The organism is Rhodoferax sp. RT5P35 (genome assembly GCF_056521385.1).
Genome location: NZ_JBWMAX010000012.1, coordinates 66,234 through 79,421, shown reverse-complemented (window position 1 = coordinate 79,421; position 13,188 = coordinate 66,234). Strand labels below are relative to the sequence as shown.

The 13,188-nt window shown below is 62.9% G+C and carries 10 protein-coding genes; 5 read left to right on the top strand and 5 right to left on the bottom strand.

The features are described from left to right. Positions 1-8: 8 nt before the first annotated feature. The gene (locus AC097L_RS18300; RefSeq protein ID WP_479588030.1) at positions 9-1,685 is read right to left on the bottom strand and encodes a mechanosensitive ion channel family protein; all 1,677 of its coding nucleotides are present in this window, start codon (positions 1,683-1,685) and stop codon (positions 9-11) included. Between the two features lie 3 nt (positions 1,686-1,688). Beyond that, complete coding sequence (locus AC097L_RS18295) at positions 1,689-2,594, bottom strand: Tll0287-like domain-containing protein (RefSeq protein ID WP_479588028.1); 906 nt, start codon at positions 2,592-2,594, stop codon at positions 1,689-1,691. A gap of 178 nt (positions 2,595-2,772) precedes the next feature. Here AC097L_RS18295 and hrpA point away from each other — a divergent pair, with 178 nt between their 5' ends. The 5 genes from hrpA (at position 2,773) to AC097L_RS18270 (ending at position 10,514) form a co-directional block, all read left to right on the top strand. Then, entirely contained in the window at positions 2,773-6,705 is a 3,933-nt protein-coding gene (gene hrpA, locus AC097L_RS18290; protein ID WP_479588026.1) for an ATP-dependent RNA helicase HrpA, read from the top strand. 170 nt (positions 6,706-6,875) lie between these two features. After that, positions 6,876-7,511 carry a DUF2239 family protein gene (locus tag AC097L_RS18285; protein ID WP_479588024.1) on the top strand — a complete coding sequence of 212 codons (636 nt, stop codon included), beginning with the start codon at positions 6,876-6,878 and terminating at the stop codon, positions 7,509-7,511. Next, positions 7,508-8,881, top strand: a complete 1,374-nt coding sequence (locus tag AC097L_RS18280) for an MATE family efflux transporter (RefSeq protein WP_479588022.1) — start codon at positions 7,508-7,510, stop codon at positions 8,879-8,881. Before AC097L_RS18285 ends, AC097L_RS18280 begins: the two co-directional genes overlap by 4 nt. 109 nt (positions 8,882-8,990) lie before the next feature. Beyond that, a complete protein-coding gene (locus AC097L_RS18275; RefSeq protein ID WP_092760906.1) occupies positions 8,991-9,761 on the top strand; it encodes a 3-hydroxybutyrate dehydrogenase in 771 nt (256 codons plus the stop codon). A gap of 15 nt (positions 9,762-9,776) precedes the next feature. Then, positions 9,777-10,514 carry an acetoacetate decarboxylase gene (locus AC097L_RS18270; protein WP_479588018.1) on the top strand — a complete coding sequence of 246 codons (738 nt, stop codon included), beginning with the start codon at positions 9,777-9,779 and terminating at the stop codon, positions 10,512-10,514. Positions 10,515-10,621: 107 nt separating this feature from the next. On the opposite strand, the gene AC097L_RS18265 is transcribed toward AC097L_RS18270, so the two are convergent. The 3 genes from AC097L_RS18265 to AC097L_RS18255 all read right to left on the bottom strand — a co-directional run bounded on the left by AC097L_RS18265 (position 10,622) and on the right by AC097L_RS18255 (position 13,188). Beyond that, positions 10,622-11,773, bottom strand: a complete 1,152-nt coding sequence (locus AC097L_RS18265) for a pyridoxal phosphate-dependent aminotransferase (RefSeq protein ID WP_479588016.1) — start codon at positions 11,771-11,773, stop codon at positions 10,622-10,624. 61 nt (positions 11,774-11,834) lie between these two features. Further along, complete coding sequence (locus AC097L_RS18260; RefSeq protein ID WP_479588014.1) at positions 11,835-12,776, bottom strand: CysB family HTH-type transcriptional regulator; 942 nt, start codon at positions 12,774-12,776, stop codon at positions 11,835-11,837. A 43-nt stretch (positions 12,777-12,819) separates the two neighbouring features. After that, positions 12,820-13,188, bottom strand: coding sequence for a sirohydrochlorin chelatase (locus AC097L_RS18255; protein WP_479588013.1), 369 nt, complete (start codon positions 13,186-13,188; stop codon positions 12,820-12,822).

The following is a 13,188-nucleotide window of genomic DNA, read 5'->3' as shown; positions in this document are numbered from 1 at the left end:
ACCCAGCTTCAGGTGTTGGCGGCCCAGGCCTGTAGATGCGTGCTGGTCAGCACTTCGCAGGCCGGGCTGCGTTTTTGCAAAAACTGGCTGAATGCCTGTAGCTCTTGGGCCGTGGCTTGCGCCAGCAGGGGCCGTAAGTCGGCTTGGGTCCAGACGAACACGGCGCATTCTTCCGCTGCGCTGCAGCGGTGCGCCAGGTCTTCCAGCCCGAGCATGCGGGACCAGCCGAACCAGGCGCCTGCTTCCAGGCGAATCTTGCTTTGCGGGGGCATTTGTTCCATGAATGCCTTTTTGCGTTCGCCGTTGTGGATGGCGTCGGCAAAAGCTTCATGCGCCAGGCTCAGGTCGTCGGTGTAGGCGGAAATGCGCAGGCAGAGGCTGTGGGCAAGAGGGCCTATGGCGAGTGCGCCTCGGTGCACAAAGAGGTTGAAGTTCTCGGCTGGCATGCGCACCGATGCGTTGGCCGGCGTGGGGTCTGTCGCTACTTGCGAGCGCAAGGCTGCCAGGTCGCGCTGGCGCTGGTTAGCGTCGGGTAGGCGGTCGTCGAAGAGCGTTCCTTGAATCAGGAGGCCCGCGAGGCCGCTTTTGCACAGCTCTGCGGGGCCATAGCGTTGCATACGGCCGGCCGCCAGCAGGGCTTCCTGAAGCGGGGCGGGTAGTTCTGCCATATGTTGCCGCACCAGCGTCTGCACCGCCGCACCGCTGGAGGGGCGGTAGGTCCCTGGGGAGGGACGGGCATCGCCGGGCGGGCTGTATTCGGTCGGCGCGGTGGCTTCGCGGTCGCCGTTTTTCAGGCTCAGGTAGTTCGAGGGGTCTTCGCTGGTCCAGTCCAGCACCGGCCTTTGCGGGTAGGTGAGCCCCTCGCGGGACAGCGCAAACCACAATCGCTCTATGAACAGCGAGCCAATGCGGGCGCGGTCAAAGAAGTTGCGGGTAAAAAACCGTGCTGCAAAGCGCAGGGTGCCCGTGGCGGGATCGGTGCCCAGGATGATGACGCTGGGGGCGGGCGTTGGTTCGATGCCGACGATATCGCTGCGCAGCACCTCCATGGCCAGCTTGTGCACCAGGCTGGGCGAGCAGCCGCTGACCATGTGGAAGACGATCTGGTGGCGTGCAGCCTGGCTGGCGCGGATGATTTCTACCGAGCGGCTGGTGAATTCCGCGTTGGGCATGATCAGCAGGGTGCCCCGGTCTGTCTCTAACGAAACAGAGCGCCAACTGAGGGACACGACGCGCCCTTCCAGCTCGTCCCGGCGCACGTAGTCGCCCACGCGCAAAGGCCGTTCCAGCTCAATCGATAGGCCTGAGAAGAGGTGCCCCAGGGTGGGCTGCAACGCCAAGCCCATGATGACGGTCAGCAGTGCGGAGGTGGCCAGCACGTTGGTGACGTCCAGGCCCAGCCCGAAGCGCAGGAACAGCATGCCGGTGACGAGGTAGAGCGTCGCGTTCATTACCGAGCGAATCAGGTCCGAGCTGGCCAACCCGCGCCCGGATGGCGTGGTGAAGAATGCGTAGCTCAAAAGGCGTTGCAGCAGCTGTGCACAGCCCAGCGCGGTCAATCCCATGGCCACCAGGTGCAGGGTGTGGATGCTGAATGCATCCGGCATGGCGTCGACGCCCGGGGCTGCGGTAAACACCACCAGCCACAAGATGGATGCCAGCGCCATCACGATCAATGTCCACATGGCTTATTTGCCCGCAGTGTCGTCTGGCTTGCTAAAGGCCGCGATGCGTTTCAGGGCCGAGTCAATGCTGGTTTTGAGTCGAACAATGGCTTCGTGGAGCTCAGAGAACTGTCCTGCCTCGGCCGGTGCCAAGGCTTCCTGGGCCTGCCCACTGACGCTGATGGCGTTGGCCGTCTGCGTCAAGCGTTCCAGCGGGTGGGTGACATGGCGGCGTAGCAGCAGCAGGAAGACGGCGGCAGACAGCACAAACACGCAGGCCAAAGAGCCCACGGTGGTCAACACGCTTCGGAAGGCCTTCTTTTCTGCCGGTTGGCTGGGCACCTCCACCACCTGTAGCGCCACCACATCGCCCAGTTTCCAGCCGAAGCCATTGACACTGCCGTACTTGGCCACCATGGCTGCGGGGGCTGCCGCTGGCGTGCTGTGGCATTGCAGGCAGGCGGGGTTGTTCAAGCGGATGGGGCGCGCCACGTAAAAGCGTTTGTCCGGGCCTTCGCCGATTTCTCCACTCAGCTCTTTCAGCGTGTCTTTGGACTGGAATTGCCGCACCAGACCTACTTCCCAGTCATTGGCGCGGTCTTTGACGTTGGTGGGGTTGAGCGAAGGCTCGCGGTATTGGTAGTCGGGGTATTTTTTGCCCAGCCTGCCAATCGCGTTCTGTGCAGAAAACGAGGGCACCTGCTGGACGTTGAAGCCCGCGCTGCCTTGTAGCAGTTGCAAGACAGGGGCGATCTCGTCCGAGGTATAGGCCCGCACGGCCAGGCCGGTTTCGAGCAACATGTCTGCTTTTTGCTGAACCTCTTCTTTGGCTTGGCGTGACTCCAGCTGGAAAGAAATATAGGCCGATATCGCCAAGCCAAGGCAGAGGCAAAACGCCAGGGAGAGGGTGAGTCGCGTTTCGATACGCATGCAGCAGGCTTTCGGTGTTTTTTAAATCACCTCGTTATATTTTGTATACATATAAGGTGCGAGTGCAGCATGCTAGAGGGCAAACATGTCATTTTTGTGACGGTGTCATATTCAGTGCGGCGCTGGTGATGTGCACCGCAACCCTGGCGACACCAGCGCACCCGGATAATCCCCCCCTATGTTGAAAATCGAGTTCCCCGAATCCCTGCCCGTATCCGCCAAGCGCGACGAGATCACGGAGGCCATTGCCCAGCACCAGGTTGTCATTGTGTGTGGCGAAACCGGCTCCGGCAAAACCACCCAGTTACCCAAAATTGCCTTGGCCATGGGACGTGGCAAGCTGAACCATCCCGGCGCGCGCGGCCATCTCATCGGCCACACCCAGCCGCGGCGGATTGCCGCCAGTTCGGTGGCCAAGCGGATTGCGGAAGAGCTTAAAACCCCGCTGGGCGATGTGGTGGGTTTCAAGGTGCGCTTCCAGGACCGGCTGGGGCGCGATGCCTCGGTGAAGCTGATGACCGACGGCATTTTGCTGGCCGAGACGCAGACCGACCCTTTGCTGCAGGCCTACGACACACTGATCATCGACGAGGCGCACGAACGCAGCCTGAACATCGACTTTTTGCTGGGCTACCTGCGGCAGATTTTGCCGCGCAGGCCGGATTTGAAGGTGATCGTCACCTCCGCCACCATCGATGCAGACCGCTTCTCCAAGCACTTCGAATCGCGCCAGGGCCCCGCGCCGGTCATCATGGTGTCGGGGCGGATGTTCCCGGTGGAACAGCGGTACCGGCCCTTCGAGGAAAGCCGTGAATACGGGCTGAACGACGCGATTGCTGATGGCGTTGACGAGCTCTGGCGTGACCCGCATAACGCGGGCGACATCCTGATCTTTTTGCCCGGCGAGCGTGAAATCCGCGAGGCCGCCGACCACTTGCGCAAGCACGTAAGCCACCAGCCGCTGTACCGCAGCGCCGAGGTGCTGCCGCTGTTTGCCCGCCTGAGCCCGGCCGAGCAGGACCGCATTTTTGACAACCACGGGGACCGCCGCATCGTGCTGGCCACCAACGTGGCCGAGACCTCGCTCACCGTGCCCGGCACCCGGTACGTGATCGACGCAGGTACAGCGCGCATCAAGCGCTACAGTTTTAGAAGCAAGGTGGAGCAACTGCTGGTGGAGCCTGTCAGCCAAAGCTCTGCCAACCAGCGCGCCGGGCGCTGCGGGCGGGTGGCCAACGGCATCTGCATCCGGCTGTATGACGAGGTGGACTTCAACGGTCGCCCGCGCTTTACCGACCCCGAAATTTTGCGCAGCTCGCTGGCGGGTGTGATTCTGCGCATGAAGTCGTTGCACCTGGGCGTGGTGGACGACTTTCCGTTTCTGGAGCGCCCCTCCAGCCGAGCCATTGCCGACGGCTACCAGCTGCTCAACGAGCTGGGCGCGGTGGACGATGTGAATGAGCTCACCGGCATGGGCAAAGAGCTGGCCAAGCTGCCGCTGGACCCCCGCGTGGGCCGCATGATTCTGGAAGCCCGCGACCGGCAGGCGCTGGACGAGGTGTTGGTGATTGCCAGCGCCCTGAGTGTGCAGGACGTGCGTGACCGCCCCATGGACATGCAGGCCCAGGCCGACCAGGCGCACGCCAAGTTCGACGACGACCGCAGCGAGTTCAGCGGCTACCTGAACCTGTGGAAGTGGATCAACGATGCGCGGGGTGAAAGAATAGGGGTCAGAACCCCATTAAATAATGGGGTTCTGACCCCTATTAATCCCCCTTCACACAAGCTCAGCAACCGCCAGTACGAGCAACTGCTGCGGCAGAACTTCGTCAACATCCGCCGCGTGCGCGAGTGGCGCGACATCTACAGCCAACTGCACACCGTGGTGGCCGAGCACAAGTGGCGCTTGAACGCCGCCCCGGCCAGCTACGAGCAAATCCACTTGTCCATGTTGTCCGGTCTGCTGGGCAACATCGGTTGGAAGACCGAGGGCGACGAGGTCGCGCAGACCGAGTACCTGGGCGCGCGCGGCATCAAGTTCCACCGCCACCCCGGCGCGCACCTGCGCAAAAAGCCGGGCCGCTGGATCGTGGTGGCCGAGCTGGTGGAAACCACGCGCCTGTTTGGCCGCGGCATTGCAGGCATCGAGCCGCAGTGGGTGGAGCAGGTGGCGGGCCATTTGCTCAAAAAGCAGTTGCTCGACCCGCACTGGGAAAAGAAGGCTAGCGAGGTCACCGCGCTGGAGCGGGCCACGCTGTATGGCATCGTCATCTACAGCGGCCGCCGCGCCAACTTTGGCCGGGTGGACCCGGTGGGCGCACGCGAGATCTTCATCCGCGAGGCCCTGGTGCAGGGCCAGTGGGACTGCAAGTTTTCGTTCCTGGAGGCCAACCTCAAGCTCATCAAGCAGGTGGAAGACCTGGAGCACAAGGCCCGCCGCCAGGACGTGCTGGTAGACGATGAGCTGATCTACGCCTTCTACGACCAGCAGTTGCCCGCCGATGTGTACGGGGGTGCCAGTTTCGAGCGCTGGTACAAGGAGGCGCTGCAGCACAACCCCAAACTCCTGCTGCTGACCCGCGAGGAGCTGATGCGCCACGAGGCCGCAGGCATCACCACGCAATCGTTCCCCAAGACCATCCGCCTGGGCGGTGTGGACTGCGCGGCCACCTATCTGCACGAGCCGGGCGATGCCAAAGACGGCCTGACCGTCACCGTGCCGCTGTTTGTGCTGAACCAGGTGAATGACGAGCGCTGCGAGTGGCTGGTGCCCGGCATGCTCAAAGACAAGGTGCAGGCCCTCATCAAAACCCTGCACCAGCGCCCGCGCTCGCGCCTGGTGCCGCTGCCCGAAACCGCCCGCACCATGGCCGAGACGTTGAACACGCCCGAGATATTCGGCCACGGCCCGCTGGTGGATGCGGTGCTGAAGCTGGTGCGCGCCGCCACCTCGCTGGACATCGCCCGCGCCGACATCAAGGCCGACATGCTGAGCCCGCACATGTTCATGCACTTTCGCGTGGTGGACGAGCATGGACGCCAGCTCGGCACCGGCCGCAACCTGGGCGCGCTGAAGGCCGAGCTGGGCGCGCAGGCGCGTGGGGCCTTCCAGGCGCTGGCGGGGTTGAAGATGGCCCAAAATGCAGCTGCGCCCGTTTTGAAAGAAAATCAGCCTCTAGCCCATGCGGTACCTGCGCAAACAGCTATTAAAAAAGAAGCAAAACCCGCCACACCCGCCCACCAGCGCTACACCGCCTGGACGTTTGGCGAGCTGCCTGAGCTGCTGGAAATCCAGAAAGGTGGCCAGACGCTGATCGGCTACCCCGGCCTGATCGACGCGGGGGATGCCGTCACCATCGAAGTCTTTGACGAGCCCGAAGTGGCAGCCGCCAAGCACCGCGCAGGCCTGCGCCGCCTGTTTTCGCTGCAAATCAAGGACGCGCTGAAGTACCTGGAAAAAAACATCCCCGACTTGCAAAAAATGGCTGTGGTTTACATGCAGGTGGGCAAGAACGCCGACGGCTCGGGCGGCGGCACCATCGAGGAGCTGCGCGCGCAAATCATCGACGTGGCGCTGGACCGGGCCTTTCTGCTCGACCCCCTGCCCACCGATGAGTTCGCCTTCAAGCGCCGCATCGACGAAGGCCGGGGCCGCCTGACCCTGATCGCCAACGAAGTGGCCCGCCTGGCGCTGACGGTGCTCACCGAGTACGGCACCGCTGCCCGCAAGATCAAGGACACCAAGAACGCCCCCGAGGCCACGGCCGATGCCGCTCAGCAGCTCGCCCGCCTGACGCCGAGGCGCTTTCTGGCCGCAACCCCCTGGCCCGCGCTGCAGCACACCGCCCGCTACCTCAAGGCCATCACCGCCCGGCTGGACAAGTACCGCGCCGACCCGGCCCGCGATGCCGCCCGCATGCTGGAGCTGCGCCCGCAAGAGCAACGCTACTGGCGGCTGGTGGCCGAGCGCAAGGGCGTGGCCGATGCGCGCATGCAGGAATTCCGCTGGCTGCTGGAAGAGCTGCGCGTGAGCTTTTTCGCCCAAGAGCTGAAAACCCCGCAGCCCATCAGCGTGAAACGGCTGGACAAAGCCTGGGCGCAGCTGGGCTAGGGCGCTTCTATTTTGATAGCTACTGGCGTAGAGGAAATATGCGCAAGCGGCTTATTTTTTATAAATTTCTCCAAGGGATTTTGCCGGGTATTTTATTTTTACCCGGATTTAAACTACGTTATTTTATATCCGGGTAAAATTCGCCTATTATTTTTAACCCGGATAAAATTATGGCTTGGTTGGACACTCCCTGTACCGCCTTTGAAGGCGATCGCTGCATTGCCACAGGCACGCTGCGCGACGTGGCACCGCGTGCCAAAGTGGCGGCCGACTTGGCCGCAGACAGCCCGGCACCGCAGCCTCTGCTGCTCTTCGCGGATGCCAGCAGCGAGACCATCGAGCTGGACTGGCGCGGCCCGCTGGAGGTGTTTACGGCCCGGCTGGACCGGCAGGCGCAGGCGCTGGATGCCCTGGCCCCGCCCGATGCCGTGGACGTACCTGCACCCGAGACGGAGGCACCCCGCGGTCCCGGCCGCCCCAAGCTGGGCGTGGTGGCCCGCGAGGTCACTTTGCTGCCACGCCACTGGGAATGGCTGGCCACGCAGCCGGGTGGCGCATCGGTGGCATTGCGCAAACTGGTGGAGCTGGCGCAGCGCCAGTTGCAGGCCAAGGACCAGTTGCGGCGCACTACCGAGGTGGCGTACAAATTCATGTCCACCATGGCGGGCCACCTGCATGGCTTTGAAGAGGCAAGCCGGGCACTGTTTGCCCATGACCTGGCCGGGTTCATTGTACGGATCGCCGACTGGCCGGTGGACGTGCAAGCCCATCTGCACAACATCCTGGCCGAGGCGTGGCAGGCATGAGCCGCGTGCTTTCTGCCGCCGCCACCTCCGCGCCCAAGCCGCTGTGGAAGGTGTACCTGGCATTTCTGGTGCCGATGATTGCCAGCAATTTCCTGCAGGCGCTGTCGGGCACGGTCAACAACATCTACCTGGGCCAGATGCTGGGTGTGGGGGCCATGGCCTCGGTGTCGGCCTTCTTTCCGGTGCTGTTTTTCCTGATTGCTTTCATGATCGGCCTGGGGGCCGGGGCGGCGGTGCTGATCGGCCAGTCCTGGGGGGCCAAGGACCTGGAGCGCGTCAAGGCGGTGGCGGGTACCACGCTGATGGTGGGCCTCTGCGCCGGGCTGGTGGTGGCGGTGTTTGGCGGCGGCTTCACCCCCGGCCTGCTGCGCGCACTGGGCACCCCGGCCGACATCTTGCCCGGGGCGGTGGCTTATGCGCGGGTGATGCTGGTGGCGGCTCCTGCCGTGTTTACCTTCCTGTTGGTCACCTCCATGTTGCGTGGCGTGGGCGACACCACCACGCCTTTGAAGACGCTGCTGATCTCAACCGCCATTGGCCTGCTGGTCACGCCCGCGCTGATCCGCGGCTGGGGCGGCCTGCCGCAGATGGGCGTGGCCAGCGGTGCCTATGCCGCGGGCATCGGCTTTGTGGTGGCCATGGCCTGGACGGCCTGGTCGCTGCGCCGCACGCAGCATGTGCTGGCACCCAACGCCAGCTTCTGGCCGCATCTGCGCATCGACCGGGCCATTCTGGCCAAGGTGCTGCGCATTGGCCTGCCCACTGGGTTGTCGATGATTACCATCTCGATCGCCGAAATCGCGGTGCTGTTTCTGGTGAACCGCTTTGGTTCGCAGGCCACGGCGGCCTATGGCGCGGTGAACCAGATCGTCTCGTACGTGCAGTTCCCCGCCATCTCGATCGCCATCACTGCGTCCATTCTGGGGGCCCAGGCGATTGGCGCGGGGCGCGGCCACACGCTGGGGCAGATTGCCCGCACCGGCATCTGGCTGAACCTGCTGCTGACTGGCGCGCTGGTGCTGCTGGGCTATGTGTTTTCGCGCAGCATTCTGGGGCTGTTCATTACCGATGCGCAGGTGGTGGACATGGCGCAGACCCTGCTGCACATCATGCTGTGGAGCAGTGTGGTGATGGGCATGTCGATGGTGCTGTCGGGCCTGATGCGCGCCAGCGGCACGGTGCTGGTGCCCACGCTGCTGACCATGCTGGCGATTGCCGGGGTGGAGATTCCGGTGGCCTGGGTGCTGAGCGGCATCTACGGCCTGAACGGCATTTGGGCGGCCTACCCGGTGGCGTTTCTGGCCATGCTGGCGATGCAAACTGCGTACTACCGGTGGGTGTGGCGCAAAAAGCCGATCCGCGCGCTGTGATTTGTGGCGTACGCGAAGTAATGCAAAGAGTCCTTTGTATGCAGCCTGGCATGGCGCATAGCGCTATAGTTTCCCCAGTTTCAACTTTCTCAACCATAGGATTACTCTCATGCTGAACGGAAAAACTGCACTCGTCACCGGCTCCACCAGCGGTATCGGTCTGGGCATTGCGCTGGAACTGGCCAAACAGGGTGCCAACATCATCCTGAACGGCTTTGGCGACCATGCCGGCCCCAAGGCCGAGGTCGAGGCGCTGGGTGTCAAAGTGGGCTACAGCGGCGCGGACATGAGTAAGCCCGCCGAGATCGCCACCATGATCGACTACGCCAACGCCGAATTTGGCGGCGTGGACATTCTGGTCAACAACGCCGGTATCCAGTACGTGGCCCCCATCGAAGAGTTTCCCATCGAAAAGTGGGATTCCATCATCGCCATCAACCTGAGCGCGGCCTTCCACGCCACGCGCCTGGTGATTCCGGGTATGCGCGCCAAAAACTGGGGCCGCGTGATCAGCATTGCGTCCGCCCACGGTCTGGTCGGCTCGGCCCAAAAAGTGGCTTACGTGGCCGCCAAGCACGGCATTGTGGGTATGACCAAGGTGGTGGCCCTGGAAACCGCTACCACCGGCATCACCGTCAATGCCATCTGCCCCGGTTGGGTGCTGACACCGCTGGTGCAAAAGCAGATTGATGACCGCTCGGCCAAGGAAGGCATCCCCGTGGCCCAGGCCACCAAAGAGCTGCTGCAAGAAAAAGAACCCTCGCTGCAGTTCACCACCCCCGAGCAATTGGGCGGCCTGGCCGTGTTCTTCTGCTCGCCCGCAGCCGACAACGTGCGCGGCGTGGCCTGGGCTAACGACGGTGGCTGGACGGCCCAATAAGCAGGAGCCAGCAGCATGAAAATCGAAGATGTGCGCGCCAAGGCATTCGCCATGCCGTTGACGAATCCTTCTTTTCCACGGCCTCCGTACCGGTTTTACAACCGCGAATACATCGTCATCACCTACCGTACCGACCCGGCTGCGCTGGCGGCGGTGGTGCCCGAGCCGCTGGTGGTCACCGACAACATCGTCAAGTACGAGTTCATCCGTATGCCGGACTCCACCGGCTTTGGCGACTACACCGAGTCGGGCCAGGTGATTCCGGTCAGCCTGAATGGCGACCACGGCGGCTACGTGCATTCCATGTACCTGGACGACGACGCGCCCATCGCCGGGGGCCGCGAGCTCTGGGGTTTCCCCAAAAAGCTGGCTAGCCCCAAGATCAGCCACGAGGGTGAGGTGCTGGTGGGCACGCTGGACTGCCGCGGCCTGCGCTGCGCCGTGGGCACCATGGGCTACAAGCACAAAGAGGCCGACAAAGATGCCGTGCTCAAGGCCATGCTGGCCCCCAACTACATGCTGAAGATCATTCCGCACGTCGACGGCGGCCCGCGTATTCTGGAGCTGGTGCGCTACTACCTGGAAGACATCCAGGTCAAAGGCGCCTGGACCGGCCCCGCCGCGCTGGAGCTGTTCCAGCACGTGACGGTGGACGTGGCCCGGCTACCGGTGCTGGAAGTGATCTCGGCCATCCACTACGTGGCCGACCTGACGCTCGGCATGGGCGAAGTCGTACACGACTATTTGGCTTGATTTGGGGATTTTGGAGCCATTTTTTTGGGCTCTAATCGGGCTCTAGCGCATATCTAACCTGCGCTGTATGCTCCTGTTTTTGATGTCAAAAACAGGAGCATTTTCTTTTACAGCCGCGCCAGCCGCGCCAGCGCCGCCTGCAGGGTCTCATCCTTCTTGGCAAAGCAAAACCGCACCACACGCTGGTCGAAGCCATCGCCGTAAAAGGCCGACAGAGGAATGGCGGCCACGCCGATTTCCTTTGTCAGCCACTGGCAGAAGTCGGCCTCGCCCAGGTCGGTCACCTCGGATATATCCACGCACTGGAAGTAGCTGCCTTCGCTGGGCAGCAGCTTGAACTTGGTGTGCTCCAGACCGGCGCGGAACAGGTCGCGTTTGCGCTGATAGAACGCGGGCAGCTCCAGGTAGGGCGTGGGGTTGGCCAGGTACTTCGCCAGCCCGTGCTGCACGGGCGTGTTGACTGTAAACACGTTGAACTGGTGCACCTTGCGGAACTCGGCCATCAGCGGCGCGGGGGCCACCACGGTGCCGACCTTCCAGCCGGTCACGTGGAAGGTTTTGCCAAAGCTGCTGACGATAAAAGCGCGCGCGGCCAAGCCGGGGTAGCGGGCAGCGCTCTCGTGCTGGCGGCCATCGAACACCATGTGCTCGTACACCTCGTCGCTGATCAGCAGTACTTCGGTGGGTTCCAGCAGGTCTTGCAGTGCCAGCATGTCCGCCTGCGACCAGATGGTGGCGCTGGGGTTGTGCGGCGAGTTGATAAGGATGGCGCGGGTGCGGGGCGTGATGGCCGCGGCGATTTTGTCGAAGTCGGGACGGAACGTGTGGGGTGTCAGCGGCACCCGCACCGCCGTGCCACCGGCCAGTTCGATGTTGGGCACGTAGCTGTCGTAGCAAGGCTCCAACACGATGACTTCGTCACTCGGGCGCACCACGGCCAGGATGGCGGTGATGATGCCCTGGGTGGCTCCGGCCGTGATAGTGATTTCGGTGGCTGCGCTGTATTTGCGGGCGTGGAGTGCTTCTATTTTTGCAGCAACTGCCTCGCGCAGCGCCAGGATTCCGGGCATGGGCGGGTACTGGTTCAGGCCCTGCTGCATGGCCTCGGTGACTGCCTGGACCAGCGCCGGGTCGCAGTTGAAATCGGGAAAGCCTTGGCCCAGGTTCACCGCGTTGTGCTCGGCGGCCAGCGCCGACATCACGGTGAAGATGGTGGTGCCGACCGCGGGGAGTTTGGTTTCTATGTGGGGTGTACGCATATTTAATCCGTTGAGGACAGAGCTGGTCTGCTGCGCAGCATGCGATCTGTCCCGCAAAGTTTCACAATTCGTAATCGTTAACGTGTCCAGACATCGCCTGCGCTACCAAATTCCGGTCCAGCCGGTCGCTCAGCAACTCGGCAAACTTGAAGACAAAGTTGCGCAAATAGGCGCTGCGCTTGAAGGCCACGCGGGCGATGTTGATGCCGAACAAGATCCCGGCGGGGCGGGAGATCAGGTCGGAATTCACGTCGTCTCGCACCGCCATTTCGGCCACGATGCCGATGCCCAGGCCGAGTCGCACATAGGTCTTGATCACGTCCGAGTCGATGGCTTCCAGGGCGATGCGGGGCACTAGCTTGCGGGCGGCAAAGGCCTGGTCGATCTTGGTCCGGCCGGTGAACGAAGGGTGGTAGGTAATGATGGGCTCCTGCGCAATATCCTCCAGCGTGAGGCGCTCTTTTTTGGCTAAGGGATGATTCGCCGGGAAGACGATCACATGCTGCCATTCGTAGCAGGGCAGGGTGACCAGTTCGGTGTAGTTGGCCAGCGATTCAGTGGCGATGCCGATTTCGGCCACTTCGTCGATCAGCATGCGGGCCACCTGGTCGGGCGCGCCCTGGTGCAGGCTCACGTTGACCTTGGGGTAGGCCTCGCGCAGCTTGGCCACCGGCACCGGCAGCACGTAGCGCGCCTGGGTGTGGGTGGTGGCAATCGACAGGGTGCCGCTGTCTTGCGCGCTGAACTGTTCGCCGATACGCTTCAGGTTACCCACCTCGCGCATGATGACTTCGATGCTGCTGAGCACGTGCTGGCCCGGTTCGGTAATGCGTTTAAGGCGCTTGCCGTGGCGGGCAAAAATCTCCACGCCCAGCTCTTCTTCCAGCTCAATGATGGCTTTGGAGACACCGGGTTGGGAGGTGTGCAGGGCTTTAGCGGCCTCGGTCAGGTTCAGGCCGCGCCGGGCGGCTTCCTGGACGAAGCGGAATTGGTGTAGGTTCATATCGAATTTCAGCTAGCTTTGAAATTCATTATGCCTCAATCATCTATACAGGGGGCTCTAAAGCGATCTTGGCCAGCAGCGCAACCAGTTGCGGATTTTCCCCTACCGCCGCTTGCAAAACGATGTTGACGCCCGGATGCTGCTGGCGCAAGCCGTCCATCAGTACCGGCAGGTCTTCACGCACGTGCCGGCCTACGCCCAGAAACATGGGCACCACAGTCAATTGCTGCGCACCCTGGGCGACTAGCTGCGCGGCTACGGTCGGCAAGTCAGGCGTGGTCAACTCCAAAAAGGCACACGCCACCTGCACCTGCGGGTCGTCGGCGGCTACCTGGGCGGCTACTGCCTGCATGGGCAGGTGCCAGAGGGGGTCACGGGAGCCGTGGGCAAACAAAATCACTGCACGTTGCAT

Coding starts and splice junctions, on each gene's coding strand:
- AC097L_RS18300 (WP_479588030.1), bottom strand. CDS start 1,685: ATGTGGACATTGATCGTGATGGCGCTGGCATCCATCTTGTGGCTGGTG.
- AC097L_RS18295 (WP_479588028.1), bottom strand. CDS start 2,594: ATGCGTATCGAAACGCGACTCACCCTCTCCCTGGCGTTTTGCCTCTGC.
- hrpA (WP_479588026.1), top strand. CDS start 2,773: ATGTTGAAAATCGAGTTCCCCGAATCCCTGCCCGTATCCGCCAAGCGC.
- AC097L_RS18285 (WP_479588024.1), top strand. CDS start 6,876: ATGGCTTGGTTGGACACTCCCTGTACCGCCTTTGAAGGCGATCGCTGC.
- AC097L_RS18280 (WP_479588022.1), top strand. CDS start 7,508: ATGAGCCGCGTGCTTTCTGCCGCCGCCACCTCCGCGCCCAAGCCGCTG.
- AC097L_RS18275 (WP_092760906.1), top strand. CDS start 8,991: ATGCTGAACGGAAAAACTGCACTCGTCACCGGCTCCACCAGCGGTATC.
- AC097L_RS18270 (WP_479588018.1), top strand. CDS start 9,777: ATGAAAATCGAAGATGTGCGCGCCAAGGCATTCGCCATGCCGTTGACG.
- AC097L_RS18265 (WP_479588016.1), bottom strand. CDS start 11,773: ATGCGTACACCCCACATAGAAACCAAACTCCCCGCGGTCGGCACCACC.
- AC097L_RS18260 (WP_479588014.1), bottom strand. CDS start 12,776: ATGAACCTACACCAATTCCGCTTCGTCCAGGAAGCCGCCCGGCGCGGC.
- AC097L_RS18255 (WP_479588013.1), bottom strand. CDS start 13,188: ATGCAACGTGCAGTGATTTTGTTTGCCCACGGCTCCCGTGACCCCCTC.